Below are 19,106 nucleotides of genomic sequence, written 5' to 3'. Positions count from 1 at the left end.
GCGCGGTCAGTCCTCGAACCGCTCGCGCAGCGAGGCGGGAATGGGGATGCAGATCTTGATGAGGGCAATCCAGAAGAAGACGATGTTCAGCATCGACAGGAAGAGGTTGAGGACGATGAAGGCGCAGAGGGTGATGATGGGAATGTTGAACCCACAGAGCCACCCGATGCCCTGACCCGCGGGGGGACTGGCTGAGCCTTCGAGGAAGTCCTTCGGCGAGTTCTTGTTCAGCAGCTCGTTCATCCCCGGCGGCACCTGGAAGGTGACGTTGGGCTTGAAGGCGCTCAGGTCCTTGAGCGACGGAAGGGGGATGAGGACGGGCGGCCGTTTTCCGCGCTCGTGCCAGGCGGCGATGGTGAAGGGGGCGCTCTCCTCGCTCCAGACGATGGCGGGTGGGCAGCCATCCTCGCGGCGGACCCGGACGAAGGCCCTGGCCACATAGCGCGAGCCACGCCGCTCGAAGCGCCGCTCGGGAGGGATGAGGTCCCGCATCCTGGGCGCGGTGGCGGCCTTCGCCGCCTGGAGGAGCTGGGCCGCCTCCGAGGCACTGGGATGCGTCCACGAACGAGGCAACACCACCGTGCCCGTCTTCCCCTGGACGAGGACGTCCGCCAGCCCGGAGAGCGCCGTGCCAGCGGGCCGCTTCTGGCCATTGCCATAGTCGAGCTGCACGCGGTTCATCGCCGTCATGAGCGCGGGCACTTGGAAGGCGTCGAACACCGCGACCAGTCCACGCAGGAAGTCGATGAACAGGGCGAGCTTGTCGTGCTTCGCCTGCGGCAATCTGCGCTGGGCGACGTCCTGGTAGGTGACCGACAGGCCTTCGAGCCCTGTCCAGTCCACCGTCTTTCCCGCGGCGAAGTAAGGGGACAGCAGGCTTCGCACCTGCGCGTCATCGAAAGCGGGCGCTGTGCTGGATGCGCCCTCCGGTGCTTCACCGCTCGCCACCTGGAGGAGCCCGTACAGCACGGTGCGCTTCGCCGCGGCGCACGCGTCGGGTGGCGCGATGAAGAGCGATGTCACGGTCTCCTGGTCCCGGCTGGTGGCCCGCATGAGGCGCAGCAGCTCGCGCCGGACGTCCGCGGGACCGGGGCCCGCGGGCCCTTCGCGCCGTCCAGGGTCTGGGTCGCGCTCCTGTTCCTCACCGTCGAGCGTGACCCAGCCGGCGACCTTGCCGTCCCGCCGCACCCAGGCCTCGCGCGTATTGCCCGCGCCCACACGTCGGATGACGAGCCCCGCGCTGTCGATGCGGGTCGCCTCGACCCGAGGCTCACCGAACACGTCGCAGCAGGCCTCCAGCAAGGCCACGTTGAACACCCCGTGAACGGGCTGGAGCAGCTTGAGCCCCTGGGGGGAGGGCGTCCCATCGGAGATGAGGGTGCCCGCCAGCGCCTTGCGGCCTTCCTCGGACCTGAGCTCTCCGAAGATGGCTTGAACGAACTCCTGGTCCTGCCGCTCGATGAACGCGGGGGCGCCGCGCTGGGCCGCCAGCGGGGCTCCGGTGGCTCCGTCGAAAACGAGCCCGCGCAGCTTGACGGGGTGGCTCACCATACGTTGCCCGCCCCTGGCGTGTACGTCACGCCCATCACCGAGTTGGTCTGCAGCACGTCGCACTTCACGACGCCCGAGAAGGACGACATCGCCGAGTTGACCGTGACCTGCCCGGCGCTCACCTCCACCTGACTGGCGGTGACGGACACCGTGGTCGCGGCCCGGACGGTGACGCCCTGCTGGGCGAGCGTGACGGTGTTGCCCGCTGCCTCCAGCGTGAGCTCGCCTCCGTTGGCCTGCTTCAGCGTGGCGCTCACGCCACCGGGGACTTCCAGGGTGATTTGCGCGGTGCCCTCGCTCGCTTCGACGATGGCGATGCGGCTGCCATTCCGGGCCTTGATGACGTAGCGGTCCACGCGATTTCCACCGGGCGTCTCCGGCGGACGGGCGCGCCCGTTCCACAGGCCGCCTACGACCAGCGGCTGGCGCGGGTCCCCTCCGGCGAAGACCACGGCCACCTCGTCATCCTTGTCCGGGAGGAAGAGCGCGCCCCAGCCACTGCCGGAGAACGGAACGGCGACCCGCGCCCACAAGGCCACGTCCGCATCGGCCAGGCCCTCGGGCGCGGTGAGCAGGCGGACCTTGACGCGCGCCAGGTGGTCGGGGTCCTCCACGGACACGACCTTCGCCAGATAAGTGCCGAGCATGGCGCCCAGCAGGCGGTGCTCCTGAGCGTGTGCGGTGTCAGTCATGGCTCTCCCAGGAAGGCGCACTCGGCTTCGAAGTCCGTCTCGTAGCCGTGGAGGGTGTCGTAGCGGTGGCTGGCACGGACCACGTAGTAGGTGTTGTCGAAGCGAGCGCTCATGCCGCTGAGCCTCACGTGGGTCCCCACACGGAGCGCGGGGGTGCCCTCCGCGGTGGCGTCGATGCGGACGAAGCGCCGGGCGCGCGTATCGAAGGCGGCCCTGGCGATGGCGGTGGCCTCGTCGCTGGTGGACACGGGCAGCGAGCCGAGGTGCTCTGTCCGAGGGCCCAGCGTCTGCTGGAGCAGCTCCGCGCCGGTACGCCCCGCGCCCGGGCCGGGTCGCGAGCCGGAGCTCTGGCCGGAGACCCTGGCGCCCTGGATGGCGTTCCATCCGGCGCAAGTCACCTGAGTGGCCTGATGCGCCAGGTCCGCCGTGACGCGCACCCGGCGAAGCTCCGAGTAGAGGGTCAGCTCCAGGAGGCCCCGGCGCACCGCGCTCCGTGCGGAGACGTGGAGCTCGTCACCCGTCACCTGCAGGTCCGCATCCCGTGTGGCCAGCAATCGCCGCACGAAGGCCAGGTCGCTTTCGTTCCACTGGACCTGGAGGCCCAGGGACTCTCGAAGGCCAGTGATGATGGGCGTCAGGCCCAGGTCCCGGGCGAGCTTCTCCGCCAGCTCGGCCAGCTTGAGGTCGCTGTGGACGTGCGTGCGCCGCGCGAGCCTTGCTTTCTGCAGTGCGTCCTCTGCGAGCACGACGAACTCCGGCGCGGAGTCGTGCGAGAACACGGCTTCGATTCCGGTGATGACGCCGCGAAAAATCTCCTGAGGGGCGCTCTCGGGACCGGTGTAGATGCTGATGGGGGCCCCGAGCCTGAGCAGCTGCTCGTCCTCGAAGACCTGCTCGGCCACGGTGTCGGCGTAGCGGGCGATTGCCTCGAAGCGCAGCTCGAGCGAGCACAGGCCGCCTTCGGCTTCCTCGACCCGCATGCTGCTGACCAGACCGGTGACGCGTGCGTCGGCCTTGCCGAAGATGCGCACCGTGGGGCGGTGATGTTCTGGCTGTGACGTGGCGTCAGTCATGGAGAACGGGGAACGGATTCAGTCGGCGAGGAGTCGGGCCTTGCGTTGCGTGATGAGCCGGATGGCGCGGGCAATCGATGTCGGGTCCACGGGAGGCGGTGTGAGCGCTGGCTCCGCGGCCGGGCGTTGGCTCGCGTCTGGCGTGGAACTCGAGACGACGGACCCCTGGACCTCGTCGAAGACGATGGACATGGCTCAATCTCCCTCGAAGCGGAGGCGGCCCCGGGGCGGCAGGGTCGCGCCGAAGCGGGGCCTGGTGACTCGGGCACGTCCTCCGAGCTCGAAGAGGCCGTCTCCGGTGGTTTCGTAGGTGTAGGTGTCCACGTGCCCGGTGGAGCGCACGGTCTCCAGTCGGACGGAGGTGCGTGGAGGTCCTGCACGCAGTCCCACGAACGCTCCTGCTGTGGCCGAGACGCCCGCGGAGGCCTGCGCGCCAGCCCAGGCATTCGCGGTCCAGCCCGAGGCGGATGCCCCCGTGGTCGCGGGGAAGTTGGCTCCAGCGGAGAATGACGCTCCCGCGGAGAAGATGGGGCTCGATGCGGACGCACCCACGCCGAATGGGGCTGAGCCTCCCGCGACTGCCCCCGCGGTGAAGGTGGCGCTGCCTCCGAACGAGGCGCCGGCTGAAAAGGCGCCACCGGCGGAAACGCCCGCACCCGCTGAGAAGGCTCCGCCGGCCGAAAAGCCACCACCCGCTGAAAAGCCACCACCGGCCGAGAAGCCACCGCCGGTCGAGAATCCACCGCCGGCAGCGAATACGCCGCTCGCGCCGATTCCACCGCCAACGCCGAGCCCCGCCCCCGCGCTGAACCCACCTCCAACGCCAATTCCCACTCCCGCCCCGAACCCACCGCCAATGCCGAGTCCCGCCCCCGCGCTGAATCCACCTCCAACGCCGAACCCCGCCCCCGCTCCGATTCTCCCTCCTAGGCCAGCGCTCAGGGCTCCGCCTGTTGCAAACGCTGTGGGCGGGGCCAGTGGCACGGACGGGTCGACGGTCATCACGTCCTGGCTGGGGAAGCGCGGATTGTCTTCACTGTTCTGCTCCGCGACGGCGCGCGAGATGGGCTGGTTGCGCGCAGCGGCCATCTGCCGCGAACTTTCGCCTTCGGCTCCCCTGGAGAAGACGCGTTGCTGCCGCGTCAGGCCCACCGAGACGGTCGACCGCAGGGGGATGCCATCGGATGCGAAGAAGTCGATGGTCTCCCGATAGGTGTCCACGAGACCGGTGAATTCGAAGGCGCCCCACCGGAAGGTGACGTCCGGAGGAATCTGGCTCTTGGCGCCCATGAACTGCGCAATGCGTATCGTGTGGTCGCAAACGTTGGCGCCCGTGCCGGTGGTGTCGAAGACCAGCTCCATGGTGAGCTTCGCGCTGCTCTCCGAGACGAACTGCTGGTTCTCCTGGCCCTGGGCGTTCTGGAGCTTGTTGGTGACGGTGTACTGGAGCGAGCTCGGGTTGAAGTGCACCAGCACCTCTTCGCCGTTGCTCTCGTTGATGAAGCTCGCGCTCTCGGGAGTCGTGTCTGGCATGGCGCGCTAGTCCTCGAGGGACAGTCCTTCGTGCACGAGGTGCAGCTCTTCGATACCGACGTCCGTCGCGCGGGCGTTGAAGTCGGCCGCCTTGAACTTCACCGGCATGGCGCGCTCCAGCTTGTAGGTGAGCACCGTCTGGGTTCCTCCGTCCTCAGACGGGGCCTTGAGGCGGATTCGCACGGTGCACCGGTACCCGTAGTCGCCTCCCGTCACCCGCATGAACCAGCGAGCCAGTCGCTCGCCCGACGAGAGGCCTCGCTTGAGCACCACGGTGCCAAAGCTCACCGGCCCGGCGCGCTGCACGGCGCCCAGGTTGTGGCCGCCCACGCGAATGGCCTTGGGCTCCATGGTGGCTTCCAGGCCCGTGCACTCGGAGAAGGCCCCGTCCACGGGTGCCTCTTCCGGGCCACTGCCCGACAGCGGCTCGGGCTGGAAGGTGAGTTCGAAGCGGAAGGTGTGCAGCGGCCAGAGGTCTCCGCTCATGCGGCTTCCTCCTGCTGGAGCGACACGTCACCCTCCAACGCGGAAAGAAGGACCTGCACCCGTTCGATTGCCGCCGCGGGAGCCAATTCCACCAGCGCGATGAGCCGCCCGTTATCGAGGTCGTCCTGCGTCATGGTCGTCCGGTCACACCGCACGGAGAACGCCTCGCGCGGCGTCGCTCCTCGCAGTGCGCCCTCCGCGAAGAACCGGCCGAGCACGGACTCCATCCGGTAGCGCAGCGCCAACCACGTGTCCTCGTTGGAAGGTGAGAACGTCAGGTCCGCGCCGAGTTGCCTCGCCGCTCGCAGCACCGAGGAGATGAGCCGGCTCACCGGAGCCTGACGGTGGCCGACCCTCTGGCTGGACGTCACGTCGGACAACACCTGCATCCCGCGCGGCGTGGGCCCCAGCAGCGCGACGCGCTCGCCCAGTGCGCGCAGCGGCGAACCCTGCTCGCGCGGCTCCTGGTCCAGGCGTGTTGGGATGGGGAAGACCTCCCGTACCTCCGCGAGCCCCAGTCCCAGGGCGCTTCGGAAAGTGCCGCGAAGCAGTGCGTTGCGTGCCAGCACCCCCGCCAGCGCCCCGTCAGGGGCCGCCAGCCGCTCCGGAAGCCCCTCCGAGGACGCGGTCCTCAGCCACGGATAGGCGAGCTGGATGAACGAGCTCTGGAATGGGGTGAGCACTCCGCTGGCATGGAGGAACGCGCCCAGGTCCTGCGTCGCGGCGCGCTTGCCCGCGGGAGTGTCGGAGACCAGGCTTGTCGAGGGCAGCGGCAGCGCCGCGACCAGGTGCGTCTCTCGCAGGCGCCTGTCACGGAGGAGTTCGGCCAGCACGGCGAGAAAGGCCGCCCAGTCCAGGTAGGCGGTGAGTCCGCAGCGAGGCGCCGCGCGCTCTGGCGTCTTCCACTCGGGCCCGGTGGCCGCTCCATGCGTGGCGCATTCCACGAACCCCGGGGCACCTGCGGGTGGCAGGCGGGGGATGGGGAGTGGCTCGGGCGCATCCGCCACCAACTCGGGCAGGTCTGGAAGGCAGAGGAAGGACACATCCTGCAGGCCGAACAGGTGGGCCGCGCCGTGCCACGTCGTGCGGTCCGAGGCGGAGGCGGGGTGCTCCATGCCGGGAGGCGCCGGCAGTCTGCTGCCCGGCAGCAGCAGGTTCAGCCGCCCGAGCCGCGTGGCGCGCTCCGCCTCTGGAGTGAGCGGGTCCGCCATGCGCACCACGTAGCACTTGCGACCGCCCTGGACGAAGAAGGACTGCACCGCCGCCCCCAGGGCGGTGAACTCGTCGGGAGCGGTTCCGGTGCGGGCTCGCCAGTCGAAGAGTCGCTCGAAGGCGGCGAAGCTGCCGAAGGGCAGGGGAACGTCGGTGAGCGGGGCCTGCGGGTCGTTGGGGTCCACGCGGAGCGTGGGGGCGGTCATCCACCCCTGCTCGAACAGGTAGCGCGACAGCGCGGTGGGCACGGACGCGCCCGGCCGACGGCGGACGAAGCCCACGAAGAGGGCAACGTCCATCCGCTCGGGCGCGGTGGGCGCCACGCGTTCTGTGACTTCGAAGGTCAGTCGCCGCATGGCCCGGGAGCCCCCCAGATGCTCCGCTCAGTCCACGTCCGGGAAGCCCATCCGCACCGTTTCCGCGGCGAGGACGAGCTCTTCCATGGCCACGTCTCCGCCACCCTTGGCGGCCAGCGTGGGGCCGGTGAACTTCATGGGCGTGACGTTCACCAGCTTCCAGGACTGCACGGGGTTGCGCGCCTCGTCGAGCAAGCGGATGGTGACGGCGGCCTTGCGGCCCAGCGGGCCGTTGCGGCGGACGTCCTCCACCCACGTCCAGATGGCCCGCGAGTCGACGACGCCACGCTTGAGGGTGACGTCACCCGTCTTGAAGGCGCCGGGCACCTTGCGCACGTGGTTCTCCGGGTCGCTGCCCTCGCGGTACTCGGAGAGGGTGACTTCGGTGCTGAGTCCGGACACGTCGGAGAACCCACCGAAGGACGTGCCGTCGAAGCTGATTTCGAAATTGAAGGCGCCGTAGGGCGTGGGGCGGGTAGGCATGGCGGCGAGTCCTTTGCGTTAGGTCCGGGCATCCGCCGTCTTCTGGCCGATGCGGAAGATGACGAACTCAGCGGGCTTCACCACCGCCACGCCGATGAGGCAGACGAGCCGGCCGTTATCGAGGTCGTTCTGGTCCATGGTGGTGCGGTCACACCGGACGAAGAACGCCTGCTTCGGGTCCGTCCCCAACAGCGCGCCGGTGCGCCACTGGTTCTCCAGGAAGCTGCCAATCGTCTCGCGGATGTTGGCCCACAGGCGCTCGCCGTTGGGCTCGAACACGGCCCACTGAGTGCCCTCGTCCACGGAGCGCTCCAGGAAGTTGAAGTAGCGCCGCACGTTCACGTACTTCCATTCCGGGTCGGAGCTGACGGTGCGCGCGCCCCACACGCGGTAGCCGCGTCCCGGGAAGAAGCGCAGGCAGTTGACGCCCTGTGGGTTGAGCGTCTCCTGCTGCGCGAAGTGGATGTCGTGCTCGAAGCGCAGCGCGCCACGGACCACTTCATTCGCGGGCGCCTTGAACACGCCGCGTTCGATGTCGCTGCGGGCGTAGATGCCGCACAGGAAGGCGGACGGCGGCAGCGCGATTTCACGCGGGACATCGGCCGCCTCGGACCCAGCCAGCGGGTTGGCGACGACGACCCAGGGGTAGTAGAGCGCGGCCTTGGTCGAGTCCACCTGCGCGCGAAGTGCCAGCGCGTCCTGCGGCCCGTATCCGCGCGGCGTGTCCAGCACCGCGATGCGATAGGCACGGCGTCGCTCCGCGGCGCTGATGAGCCCGAGCCTCACGGCCTGCGCCGACGCATACGCCGAGGAGCCCGGCGCGGCGATGATGGAGATGTCCTCCACGCCGCCCAGTCGCTCGAACGCGTCTTCGTACGAGGCTGCGCTCGGCTCGCTCCCGTCGGAACCACCGGTGAGCGTGAAGGGGCCCGCGGCCAGCGCCGTGCGAAGGGCGAACGCGGACACGCCGTTGCCCGCCTCGAACGCGTACATCCGCTCCATCTGCTCGGAGAGCGTGGCGGGCGAAGGGGTGAGCACGTGGCCCAGGTAACGGGGATGGGCGCGGTCCACGCCCAGCCCTTCATACAGCCGCTCCTGCCCATCACCGTCCTGCGTGGTGACGGTGAGCGTGACGAACTGGCTGTCCCCGGGCAGCTGCTGGAACTGCGACGCGGTGTCGTTCGGTAGCGGCAACGTGTCACTGCCGTTGGACCAGGTGCCGTTCGCCTGCTTCAACCACCAGGTCACCCCCGCCGTGCCGTCCGTCCCGGGCTCCGAGGTGGCCGCGTCCAGGCCCAGCGCGCTGGAGCTCACCGAGGCCACCTCCAACGAATGGCTGGCACCGGGGAGCGGGTGGCTGATGACGAGCTTGTTGTCATCGACGGACGCCGTGGCGTTGGCACCCAGGAGTGCCTGGATGTCCGCGAGGGACACCGCGCCCAGGTCGCTCACGTTGCTCTGCGGGTCCGCCGCGTTGTCGACCGTCTGTGCAGCGAGCTTGAGCTGCGGGTTGGCCGAGACCTGGATGAGGGCCCCGGTACCGCGGGCATCGGTGCCCAGGAGGAGACGGCCGACGGGCGCGGCGTCATCGGCGCCGCTGAGCCGGGCGTAACCACCCCGAAGCTGCCGGTTGAGAGTGTCCACGACCTCCGCGGGCGTCAACGGCGCATCGGTGGGCAGGGTGAGGGTCTGCGCCTGTCCGCCCAGGGTGACGGTGAGCGTCTGGTTGGCTTCGAGGAACGTCGTCGAAGGGTCGAGCTCCGCCGTCGCCGCGGCTTCGGCATTGCGCCCGGAGAAGGTGACGGTGACGTCGGTGTTCCCGTCGAACGTCAGCGTGAGCGTGGTGCCATCGGGGACGCTGAAGGGCGGGGGCAGGGTGCCGACGACGCGCGCGGCCGAGGCGGCGGTCTGATTCAGCCGGACCAGGCTGCCCGTGGGCGCGCGCCGCATGGCGCCGACCGTGGCGGGCGCGAGCACCTCCCGGACGCTGATGCTCCCGTTGCCCGCACGGCCGGGGAACCTCGCGGTGAAGCGCGCGCGCAGGTTCGCGTCCGCGTTGGGGATGACGTCCGCGCCAGCGGTGGCATTGGCCGGCGTCCCCGAGAAGACGCGAGCCACGTAGAGGCGGGAGCCGCCCTCGTTGAAGTAGGCGCGGACCGAATGCGCCAGGTAGTTGGTCGTCTCCTGGGTGCCGGTGAGGTCCAGGTCCGCGAGGCCACCAAAGAGCCGGACGAATTCGGGGAAGCTCGTCACCAGCGACGGGGGGCCGGAAACGGGGCCCTTGCGTGCCGGGCCCGCGAAGCCGCTGGTGCTGGTGCTGACGCCCTCGATGGACCTGGCTCGGAAACTCGTCTCTTCGACGTAGACACCGGGTGCGAGATATTCAGGCACGCGAGCCCCCACTTTCTCGTTACGTGGCGCGCGGTCGCGCCGTCATTGGTCTGCGTTCAGAGCTCGACCCAATCGAGCTTGATGGTGGTGGTGACCTCTTCGCCGGCGGCGACGTCGAGGGTGCTGCTCAAGGGGTGGAAGTCCTGGGAGAGTGCGTCGGGGTCCGGAGGCTGCGGCAATGCCGCCCAGGCAGCGGCCAGGCTGAAGGTGAAGTGGACGGGGGCTTCGGGATTGCCCCAGTCCGCGATGGGAATGCCGGGCACGAGGATGAGCGCGTCACCCCGCTCGTTCGACAGGCCCCAGCGCGTGATTTCCGGGTCGGCCAGCGCGAGCGACACCAGCGCGCCGGGCAGGGGCGTGTCGTGGGCGTCCACGACACGGAGCCGCACCACGGCACTGCGCGCGGACGGGCGCATCAGCGGCGACGGGTAGAGCGTGACGTCGACCGGGCGAAAGACGGAGTCTGGCGGGAGCGGCTGGCCCGTGGGCGGAGCCGTCGCGTCTCGTGGCAATTCGAGCGTGAAGCTCCGGGCAAGATAGTGGCGTGTGGGGTCGCTCGCCACCAGGGTGAAGGCGGCTGCGGCGGGAAGCGGGTCCGGCAACTCGAAGCTCGCCGCGTAGTCGGAGAAGCCCGGCGCGTCCGTCACCACGTGCAGCCCGCGGACGTTGCGAGCGAAGCGGAGGCCATGCCCCGCGACGGTGATGGGCTCCGTGAGGGGGCGTTGCGTCTCCGCGTCGAGGAATCGGATGGCGGCCAGGGCGCGGCTCTCGGTGCGTTCAAGAATCATCGCCTGGGCACCTCGTCAGTGAAGTCGAAGCGCCGCGCGACGACGGGCCGTCCAGCGGGTTTGCCCTGCACGTCGATGCAGACGACACGGGCGACGTATGTGACGGAAGGGCGATAAGGGCGTCGCAAGGCGTCCCACATCCGCAAGATGTCTTCCTGAGGAATTTCCGCCGGGACGATTTGCACCAGCTCGTCCGGGCGCCAGACGCCCACGGGGGACAGGTCAGAGGCGCTCAACGCGTTGTGCGTGTGAAGCTGCAACATGACCCAGGCCATGATGCGGTGCTCGTCGTCGACGTTTTCAGCCCAGACCGTGAGCAGGTAATGCAGGTCCAGCGCGAGCGGCGGAGGCGCTTCCGCGCGTGGCTCATTGCGCAAGTGCTCGTTGACGGCGACGCGGTAGAGGAAGAGGGTGACGCCTGGGACTTCGACCGGAGGGGTGTTTGTCTCGCTTCCAGCCATCTTTCCGCTTGGGACGAGCTCGAAACGGCACGTGGGCAGGCCTTCGGGCTCGTGAGACAACTCGTAGGCGTGTCTCAGATATGAGACCAGCGAATCGCCTACCGAATAGATGGCGGAAAAGCCGGCCACGTTGGTCCCCCCAAGTGCACCGCGTGTATGTTCTAAAGGTGAATGAGATTCGCCTTCGAGTATGGATATGGTGTCGAAACATCCACCTTGAGTCAAGTCACCTCATGCGGTGGGTGAATTGTTTGAGACCTGTTGAGACGGTGGGAGATGCCTATCGAGGTGCCTGAAGCCGGGCGAGCAGCGCGCGGACGATGTCTTCGGCGCTCGCGTCACGCCCCTCGGTTCCCGTGGGGGTGAGCGCTTCGAGCAAGGCCTTCCATTCCTCGGGCGGCTCATCGCCACGCTGTTCCAGGGCGGAGAGCAGCGGTTGGACGCGTGCGGTCAGGTCCGGGAGTTCAACGCCACGGGCGCCGAGGTCCTGCTGCAGCGAGCCGAGGAGCTGTAACAACTCGGCGGGTGTCTCAGGGCCTCGTGTGGCTGCGCCGTGCACGCTGCCTGGCGCGGAGCGCAGCGCGTGCTCCATCAGGTTTCCGAGCCAGGTGGCCATCGCTGGGGCATCGAAGTTCTCGGGAGCGCTGGGCGGGATGCCCGTATCGCTGGGCTGGGAGCGCGGCGGGGTGGCGTCCTCCGCATCGAAGCGGGCGCCGGTGCGGTCGCACCCGATCCACTGCACGCCGTCCACGATGGCGCCTCGGAAGTCCGCGTGACGGAAGCTTCCGCCTGACACGTTGGCACCCGTCAGGTCGGCGCCGCGAAAGTCCGCCTCGTCCAGCCGCACGTCCACGAGTGACGCGCCTGTGAGGTCTGCGCCCCGTAACTCCACGCCGACGCCTTCCGCGCCGTCGAGCACGGCTTCGCGGAGGATGGCGCGTGAGAACGATGTCTCCGAGAGCCGAGCCTTTCGCAGGTCGGCTTGGGATAGGTCCGTGCCGCGCGCGGAGCTGTCCTCGAGGCGAGCCTCGAGGAGCCGAGCCCGTCGCAGGTCGGCGCCATCGAGCCGGCACTGCCGGAGCGTCGCACCTTCCAGTACAGCGCCTTCGAGCACTGCCCGTTCCAGCGAACAGGCGGTGAGCCGCGCACCGCGGAGGCTGGCGCCACGCAGGCTGGCCTGGCTCAGCTCGAGTTTGTCTCCGCGCAGGTCGTCGCACTGGGCGCCCGCGAGGTCGGCACCATGGAACAGAAGGTCACGCGCGCGGGCCTTTCTCTGTTGAAGGGCCTGAAGGGTGTCGCGCGCGTTGGAGGTCATGCCTGCCTCCGACCCATGAGGCCGAGCGCATGGAGCTTCTCATGGAGCCGGACGATGAGCGCCGCGGCGCCATCATCGCCAGGGGCGGCGGTGTCGAACGCTTCGACGAAGACACTGGCGACCTCGTGCGCTTCCTCCGGTGTCAGCGAAGGGGGAACGAGCCGTCGAGCGACGGGGCGGCTCTCATATTCGTCTCTCAGTCGAGTCGTCTCATGGGCCAGGGCCTTGCTGAGGAGGGGCGCCAAGGCGCTGGCGGCCTTCCCCCGGGACTCGTGCTTGGGGCGCCAGAACGACCAGTCGAAGAGCATTCCCTGCAGGGCCTCGACGAGGTGCTCCCATTCATAGCTCCGGACCTTGATGGGCCCTGGCAGGGCCGTAACGAGCCAGATTGCGAACCAGCTTGCGAAGCTCCGAGTGAGCTCCTCGGTTGTCATCGTCGGAGGACTTGGGCGCGTGAGCACGTTTTCACCCGCGACCAACTTCGGGTCGAATGGTCGCATGACATCGCTGCTCATCGCCTCAAACAGGTCGAGCGGCGTGAGTGTGTCATCGACGTCTACTGCTTGCCCTCGGTACCCTGGAGCCTTTCCGAGCGCTCTTCGGACCTCTGCCACGAGTGGCGTTGGGCCTTCGAACTGCAGGCGAGCACTCTGATCTCGATATTCGACCTCGAGCCAGACGGCGATTTCCTTCTTGAAGCGCGCGAACGGCGATGAGAGCGGGGTCATCAATCGGTAACGGAACATTGCTTAATTTCCAGGCGTGCTTGCGGTGGTGGGCATCGGGAGGCCGGCTCGGGCCCTCGTCCGCTGGACAACACCTAGCACGTAAAAGAAATGCTCCGGGTCTTGACGATAGAGTTGCGCCATTTCCATTGGATTGTTGAAGCGCTCAAGGCCCATCGTGACGACCTCGGTCGCCGGGCTGTCGTAGACCTTCCCAACGTACTTGTCGATGAACCCGCCTTCGTAGGCATGTTCGTAGGGTTTGTAGGATTCGATGCCGGTGAGCGTACTCAACGGTTTCGTCTCGATGGGTTGCCCCGGTTGGACGAACCGCCGGGCGCGGGCTTCGACGAAGGACTTGGATGCGGAAGAGATCTCGGGATCGACGTGCTCGATGCGGTGGGAGAGTTCGTGATGCATCGTCGTCGATGAGGGCTTGTTTCCGACGTTGATGTATCGCGCGGCATGAAAGTACTCCGCACGGTTGTCGTCAGTCCTGGGCCCCTTGGTCAAGAAGAATCCTTCTGGCGGCGCATTGCCCGTCATCCGGTAGTGCTCGGCAATGTCTGCGCGAACCTCCGCCTCTGTTCGGTGATGGGAATGGATGGCCTTCAGGCCCTCCGGTGTGATGGCCGGAGCATCTGCAATCGCCGCTGCAGGCGGGGTTGCTTCTCCCAGGAGGGCATTGCGCAATTCGGTCATGATCTCCGCGGCCTTCGCCTTGTTTGCGGAGGAGCGACTCTCCATTGACGTCAGCAGCCAGTCTCGGGCGTTCTTGTACCGGTTGTACTCATGAGTGAGGTCCGCTTGTTGGGCCTCGATACGTTCGATTTCTGCCTTGTTCGCCACGTAGTCCTTCCGGAGGTCTCCGAGGCCTTTCTGCATGATCGGATCGTTGGAGATCTCCTGCATTCGAGTGTTGAACTCTGCCAACGCGGCGGTGTCGCCCGGATAGACTTTATGGACCAATTCGTCCAGTCGGCTCCGCATTCCCTTGGAGATGCTCTCCATGAAGTCGATGCCGTTCTTGATGAATTCGAGGTGAGGCGCGCTCGCGGACGGAGCGTCGATGTTGCCAGACCAGCCCACCGTCTGACGTGCTCGCCCATCTGGATTGATCTCAATGTCGTCAAAAGTGCCGGGCTTGTCCTTGGGCTTCGTGCCGGTGGTGCTGGACGCGGCTGCCCGGCCGTCCAACTCCGCCTCTGCGTTGGCGCGCGGATTCTTACCAACAAGGGATTCGGGACTTAGGGCGGGCTCTGTCTCGGTCTTCGAGTGAAGCGTTGCGGTGGGGGCCGACTGGGCTTCGGGGCGCGGAGTCGCGGTGCTCGCTACTTCTGCCTCAGGCCGTGGGGGCGTGGAGACGTCTGCCTCCACCTGGGGGCGTGGGGGCGTGGCGACGTCTGTTTCCGCCGTGGGACGTGGCGTCGTGACGTCGGCCTCGGCCTCGGGACGTGGCGTCGTCGTGACGTCGGCCTCGGCCTCGGGGCGGGGGCTTACGGTCGTCACGGCCTCGCTCTCCGCTGGAGGCCGGGGAGCGATGGACTCGCGGAAGGCACGGGCCCTCGAGCCGGGCACGACACCCGCGCCGCGAGCCATCCACCGTTGCTGGACGCGCTTGATGCGAGGGACTTCGCCGAAGCCGCCGGTGACGACAGACATCAGCACCGACATTCCCAGCGCGTGCCAGGAGAACTCACCCGTGATGAGCTGGGTGGCGACTTCAAGCACCGCATCGGCGGCGATATTGGCCACGAACTGAAGGGCCACGCTCTTGACGGCGTTCTGGATGAGGGCGCCCGCGCCCGCGCCGAACACGCCGCCAATCGCACCCATCAGCGCGGCCTTGCCCACGCCCGCCATGAATCGCTCGCCCGATGCCCAGTTGTTGAGGACCTGGATGGCGGCCGACGTCGCCGCGCCGACAATGGCACCGCCCACGATGGTGCCAATGGTCGCGGCTGCCGCTCCGGCGCCCAGCGCGCTCGCCGCCGCGCCTACCGCGCCGATGACCGCCGGGCCAGCGACCAGTGCCACCACGATGACGATGGCGATGATGAGCACCACCGCCAGCACGCCCTTCCAGGCGGGCTGTTCCTTCGACGCCGCCTCTTGGGCCTGGATGGGAATGTCACAGTCGAGCTGCGCCTTGGAGGCGCGGAGGCTCTGTTCCAGCGCGTCCGCGGAGTCCACCAGTGCACTCTCGACATGGGTGAGAATCGTCGTGCAGGTCGTCTGGAAGCCGGTGGCCACGGTCTCCAGGCCGGTGGCTCCGTCCGAAGCCACCTGTTGTGCTTGCGTGGTGAACGCGTCGCGCTGCTGGCCGAAGCTTGTGGTCGCTCCTGCCGCCAATGCGCCCATGGAAGCCGTGAAGGAATCAACCAGGGCCGCTGTCGCTTCCTCGGAGGACTGGCCCAGCCGCAGCATGGCCTCCAGCCCTTGGTTCCCCACGCCGTCCACGCGCTCCAGGGCGCCGGCGGCTCCATGCTCCACCTGGGAGACGAGGCCATCCAGCCCGCCTTCGAGCCCGCCCATGGCTTGCCCGAGGATGCGCTCCAGTTGTTCGCCCTCTGGAGCGGACTGCGTGGAGAACAGGTCGCGCACGCCCGTGAGCGCCTGCACCAGGGTGTCGATGGCGCCCGTCACGGCATTCTGGATGGACGTCGCAGAGGCGAAGGCCGCCAGCTCGATGAGGACCTGTTGTAGGTAGCCCGTGTCGTTGACGGACTGGCGCTGGTCGTGCTCGTGGCGGTCCAGCCGGGCCAACTCGGCGATGAATGCCGAGTCGACGGAGGCCATCATCGAGTCGCGCGTGGTCTCCGCCTGCGTCAGGGCTTGTGTCCGGCTGCTTTCGAGCGCGGCGGCGAGTTGCTCGTACTGCGTGTCGAGCGTCTCGCGGGCACGGCGGGCCGCGGCGATGACGCCGCAGCGGTCCCGCTGGCGCCCCTTCATCGCCTCGCCGGCCTGCTTCGTGGCCGTGTCCACCAGGCTCTTGCGATAGCCCTTGGCCGTCTCGCGCGCGGCCTTCATCTGGGCCTCGGCGCGGCGGTCGGTCAGGTAGCCCGCGAAGAAGCTGTCCTTCTTGTTGATCTTGCAGCCTTCGTATTCCTCCGCGTACTCCTCGCCGAGCTGGACGCACTCATCGCCCACTGTCGGGCCGAGTGCTTCGTGGGCAATGCGGGCCTGGGCGTAGAGGGAGTTGACGCTGTCCAGCGTGCCGGACTCCTGCTCGTCAACGAGCATCAGGCTGGAGTCGTAGACGGCCCGGAGCGACTCGATCGCACTGTCGGTCTCCGAGTGGATGGTGGAGACGGTGGTGGAATGCTCGGACAGGACTTGCTGGCGGGCTCCTTCGGCCTGGGCGGTGGCGGCGACGCGTGCCTGCTCCACGCTGGCGCTGATGGCCGCCTTCTGTTCCTCCATGGAGGCGGAGATCGCGCTCTTGTACGTCTCGGCGAGCGCGCCGATGCGGGCTGGAACATCATCCAACGTCAGGAGAACCGCGTCCTCGATTCGATTGGCCGCCTGAAGGAAGAACGCGTCCGCGCGTGAGTTCGCGTCAACACGTCGCGCGTCGTCCGCCGACGTCGCACCTGGCGCCGGGACGAACTGCACGCCGCCCCGGAGCGAAATGGCACCGGCCCCGGCATTGGCGAGCGAGGCGGACGCACTGCCATGTGCTGCCACGGCATCCCACCGCTGGACTTCGGTCGTGTCGATGGCTTCGTCCAGCGGCGTACGAGCGGCCTCATTCGCGGCGTCTTCCGCCGGGGCTCCGCCGTTGCCCCCAGATGCCTCCGAGGACGGTGCGGCCGCAGCGTCACCCGTGGGGGCCCCTTCCGCGGAAGCTCCAGCGGCTTCAGGGGTGGAAGCGTTGCTGTCCAGCGTGGACTGCGCGGGCGCCGCGGCTTCCGTGGAGGAGGGCGCCTGCTCGGAGATGGCTTCCTCAATGGGGCAGTTGTCTCGCTCCTCGGCATCGGGACTGACGCTGGACGCGGCTTCCTGTGACTCCGTGGGCGCTGGCTCGGGAGGCTCTTGTTCGGGCTCCTCCTCGGGCTCTTCAATGGCCTCCGTGTAGCAGGTTGCGTTCTGGGGGCCGCCGCCCGCGCAGGTCTGTGCGCCCTCGGTGCCGCCAGGAGGGGCGGCCGTGTCGCTCGTGGGCTCTGCTGGACCGGAAGTCAGTGCATCCGTCGCGGGGCCCGCCGCGGCGCCAAGCGCGCTTCCAGCGGCCCCCGAGCCGCTGTCAGTAGACTCTCCATCCTCGGCCGAGCGGGCTTCGGTCGATTCGCGCGAACCTCCGTTGGTGGTGCCTCCGCCACCTCGTGGCCTGGGCATTCGGGAGGGGGCCGCGGGCGGTTCGAAGAGGCGGTGGACGTTGGCTGCGAGGAAGGGCTGGACGGGCGCTGCGCTCGGAGACGTTCCCGTCACCGGAGGACCGGAGGGGCCCACCGCGCGGTCGAGGATGGGCTCGGCGGTTTCGCCTCGGACCACGGCGTCAGCGGCCTCATCCGCTTGGCGCTCGTAGGGGTCTCCTGGGTGGCCGACGCCGTCATGGAGTTGTACGCCGGAGCGCTGCTGAACAGCATGCGCCGCTTCGTGTGCTGCCAGTCTCAGGTCAGGTGGGCCACGAAAGGCGATGCGATTGCCCATTGTGAATGCATGGGCCCCCATCCGGTCGCTCGCGAGCGCGGCCTCACCGCCCACACGGGCCGTGACGTTCGACAGGTCATGGCGGCCGAACGCCTGTTGAACCTGTGCGAAGTGGGGAAGGGGAGCGCTGGCATCCTTCACACCTGCATGGGCCTCGCGCCGGATGGCCGCGGGCCGTGACTCCACGGTGCCTCCGGCTGCCTGAGGCTGCACCGCGTCCTTCTCCCCGCACGCCGCGCACGGGCCACCTCCGGATTCACATGCCGCGCACTTCGCCTGGACCGGAGTCCCGAGGGGGGACGCCAATCCACCTCGCATGTAACGCGGGACACCCGATGCGGAGTTGGGGCGGGCGCGTGCGCCAGGGCCGCTCTCGCCGGACCGCCCGCGCAGGAAGGCGGGAACGCCAGGAGCAGATCGCTCCGACGGCGCGCTCTCAGGACGTCTGGATGAATCCGAAGGCCGGGTCGACTCACTCCGGCGTACCGACTTTGACGTCGCTCGGCTCACGGATGCGCGCCCCCTGGTGATTCATACCGGAGGAGTCCACGTGTTCACTGTCAGTGTCAATGGGCGGCACTGTGGTGAACTGAAGCCGACTGTGAGAGCCCGGTGGGGCCGGAGATTTCGCCGGCGCGAATCCCAATCCGACCTGGGAGGTTTGGAATTGACGCAGCCGGGTCAAGCTGAGGCGCGGGTGGGACGTGTTCAAGCAGACGCGGTTTGGAGCATGTCTCAGGAAGGCCGAGCCGGCGGTCGTGGACGCGCATCGAGGCTCACGACCGCCGCCCGCCCTGGGGGCTCCAGCGGCGGGCCGCCGTCGGGTCAGCTCAGTCGTTCCAGGCCCGGTAGTGACCCCTGAGGATGGCGGGGGTGCGGCGTCAGTCGCGCCCCCGTTGTCGTTACGGCTCGTCGAGCGCGTCTAGCTGAACCTGGGCAAGCTCGCGGTAGAACGGGACGACTTCAACATTGAGCAGTTCCAGGAAGGGCGTGCGTGCGGCGTCAAGGTCGCCTGCCTCCTGGTGCTTGATTGCTTCGGTGATGGCACGCGACAGGCGCCGCGAGCCCACCCGGATACGCTTCGCAATCTCTTTGAGCAGCGCGGCGGCGCTCACATCGTCCTGGAGTGCCTCGGTGACTTCCTGTGGCGCTATGGCTACTTCGGAAGCGGTATTGGTCAGGAGCGCGCGGTTTTCATCCGTGAGAACGAGCGGTTCTACAAGGTCGGTAACGCGGCGGTTCAACTCCCTGATTTCGTGCCAAGTGCGGTGTTCCGGCATCGAAAGCCCCTATCGACTTCTACGGCTTCAAAGGGTCAAGTCCCGAATCGTGTGTAGGAGGGGGGGCGGGGGAGGAATGCGCCTCGGAGGCATCAAGCAGCGGCGGGGGC

At 68.2% G+C, this 19,106-nt stretch carries 15 protein-coding genes; all 15 read right to left on the bottom strand.

Annotated features, from left to right (window positions below; all coding sequences use genetic code 11):
* Positions 1 to 6 precede the first annotated feature (6 nt).
* A complete protein-coding gene (locus tag QEG98_RS23905; protein ID WP_316562952.1) occupies positions 7 to 1,551 on the bottom strand; it encodes a hypothetical protein in 1,545 nt (514 codons plus the stop codon).
* Positions 1,545 to 2,243 (bottom strand): phage baseplate assembly protein V, encoded by a 699-nt coding sequence (locus tag QEG98_RS23900; protein WP_316562951.1) that lies wholly within the window; start codon positions 2,241 to 2,243, stop codon positions 1,545 to 1,547. Before QEG98_RS23900 ends, QEG98_RS23905 begins: the two co-directional genes overlap by 7 nt.
* Positions 2,240 to 3,316 (bottom strand): phage late control D family protein, encoded by a 1,077-nt coding sequence (locus tag QEG98_RS23895; protein ID WP_316562950.1) that lies wholly within the window; start codon positions 3,314 to 3,316, stop codon positions 2,240 to 2,242. Before QEG98_RS23895 ends, QEG98_RS23900 begins: the two co-directional genes overlap by 4 nt.
* A gap of 18 nt (positions 3,317 to 3,334) precedes the next feature.
* Entirely contained in the window at positions 3,335 to 3,508 is a 174-nt protein-coding gene (locus tag QEG98_RS23890; protein ID WP_316562949.1) for a hypothetical protein, read from the bottom strand.
* A gap of 3 nt (positions 3,509 to 3,511) precedes the next feature.
* Positions 3,512 to 4,849, bottom strand: a complete 1,338-nt coding sequence (locus tag QEG98_RS23885) for a hypothetical protein (RefSeq protein ID WP_316562948.1) — start codon at positions 4,847 to 4,849, stop codon at positions 3,512 to 3,514.
* A 6-nt stretch (positions 4,850 to 4,855) separates the two neighbouring features.
* The gene (locus tag QEG98_RS23880; protein WP_140793178.1) at positions 4,856 to 5,335 is read right to left on the bottom strand and encodes a phage tail protein; all 480 of its coding nucleotides are present in this window, start codon (positions 5,333 to 5,335) and stop codon (positions 4,856 to 4,858) included.
* Positions 5,332 to 6,903, bottom strand: coding sequence for a phage tail sheath protein (locus QEG98_RS23875; RefSeq protein WP_316562947.1), 1,572 nt, complete (start codon positions 6,901 to 6,903; stop codon positions 5,332 to 5,334). The genes QEG98_RS23880 and QEG98_RS23875 overlap by 4 nt, the downstream gene beginning before the upstream one ends.
* A gap of 27 nt (positions 6,904 to 6,930) precedes the next feature.
* The gene (locus QEG98_RS23870) at positions 6,931 to 7,386 is read right to left on the bottom strand and encodes a phage tail protein (protein ID WP_011554491.1); all 456 of its coding nucleotides are present in this window, start codon (positions 7,384 to 7,386) and stop codon (positions 6,931 to 6,933) included.
* 18 nt (positions 7,387 to 7,404) lie between these two features.
* On the bottom strand, positions 7,405 to 9,777 hold the full coding sequence (locus QEG98_RS23865) for a phage tail sheath family protein (protein ID WP_316562946.1): 2,373 nt from the start codon (positions 9,775 to 9,777) through the stop codon (positions 7,405 to 7,407).
* 56 nt (positions 9,778 to 9,833) lie between these two features.
* The gene (locus tag QEG98_RS23860; protein WP_316562945.1) at positions 9,834 to 10,565 is read right to left on the bottom strand and encodes a hypothetical protein; all 732 of its coding nucleotides are present in this window, start codon (positions 10,563 to 10,565) and stop codon (positions 9,834 to 9,836) included.
* Positions 10,562 to 11,155 carry a DUF4255 domain-containing protein gene (locus QEG98_RS23855; RefSeq protein WP_074960177.1) on the bottom strand — a complete coding sequence of 198 codons (594 nt, stop codon included), beginning with the start codon at positions 11,153 to 11,155 and terminating at the stop codon, positions 10,562 to 10,564. The genes QEG98_RS23860 and QEG98_RS23855 overlap by 4 nt, the downstream gene beginning before the upstream one ends.
* Before the next feature lie 151 nt (positions 11,156 to 11,306).
* On the bottom strand, positions 11,307 to 12,341 hold the full coding sequence (locus tag QEG98_RS23850) for a pentapeptide repeat-containing protein (RefSeq protein ID WP_316562944.1): 1,035 nt from the start codon (positions 12,339 to 12,341) through the stop codon (positions 11,307 to 11,309).
* The gene (locus tag QEG98_RS23845; RefSeq protein WP_316562943.1) at positions 12,338 to 12,775 is read right to left on the bottom strand and encodes a hypothetical protein; all 438 of its coding nucleotides are present in this window, start codon (positions 12,773 to 12,775) and stop codon (positions 12,338 to 12,340) included. Before QEG98_RS23845 ends, QEG98_RS23850 begins: the two co-directional genes overlap by 4 nt.
* Positions 12,776 to 13,090: 315 nt before the next feature.
* The gene (locus tag QEG98_RS23840) at positions 13,091 to 18,034 is read right to left on the bottom strand and encodes a DUF4157 domain-containing protein (RefSeq protein WP_316562942.1); all 4,944 of its coding nucleotides are present in this window, start codon (positions 18,032 to 18,034) and stop codon (positions 13,091 to 13,093) included.
* Positions 18,035 to 18,618: 584 nt separating this feature from the next.
* The gene (locus QEG98_RS23835; protein WP_316562941.1) at positions 18,619 to 18,996 is read right to left on the bottom strand and encodes a DUSAM domain-containing protein; all 378 of its coding nucleotides are present in this window, start codon (positions 18,994 to 18,996) and stop codon (positions 18,619 to 18,621) included.
* Between the last annotated feature and the right edge of the window lie 110 nt (positions 18,997 to 19,106).

This window comes from Myxococcus sp. MxC21-1, from assembly GCF_032612255.1.
GTDB lineage: Bacteria > Myxococcota > Myxococcia > Myxococcales > Myxococcaceae > Myxococcus > Myxococcus virescens.
Note: the sequence above shows the minus strand (reverse complement) of the source record. Positions and strands in the feature narration are given on the sequence as shown.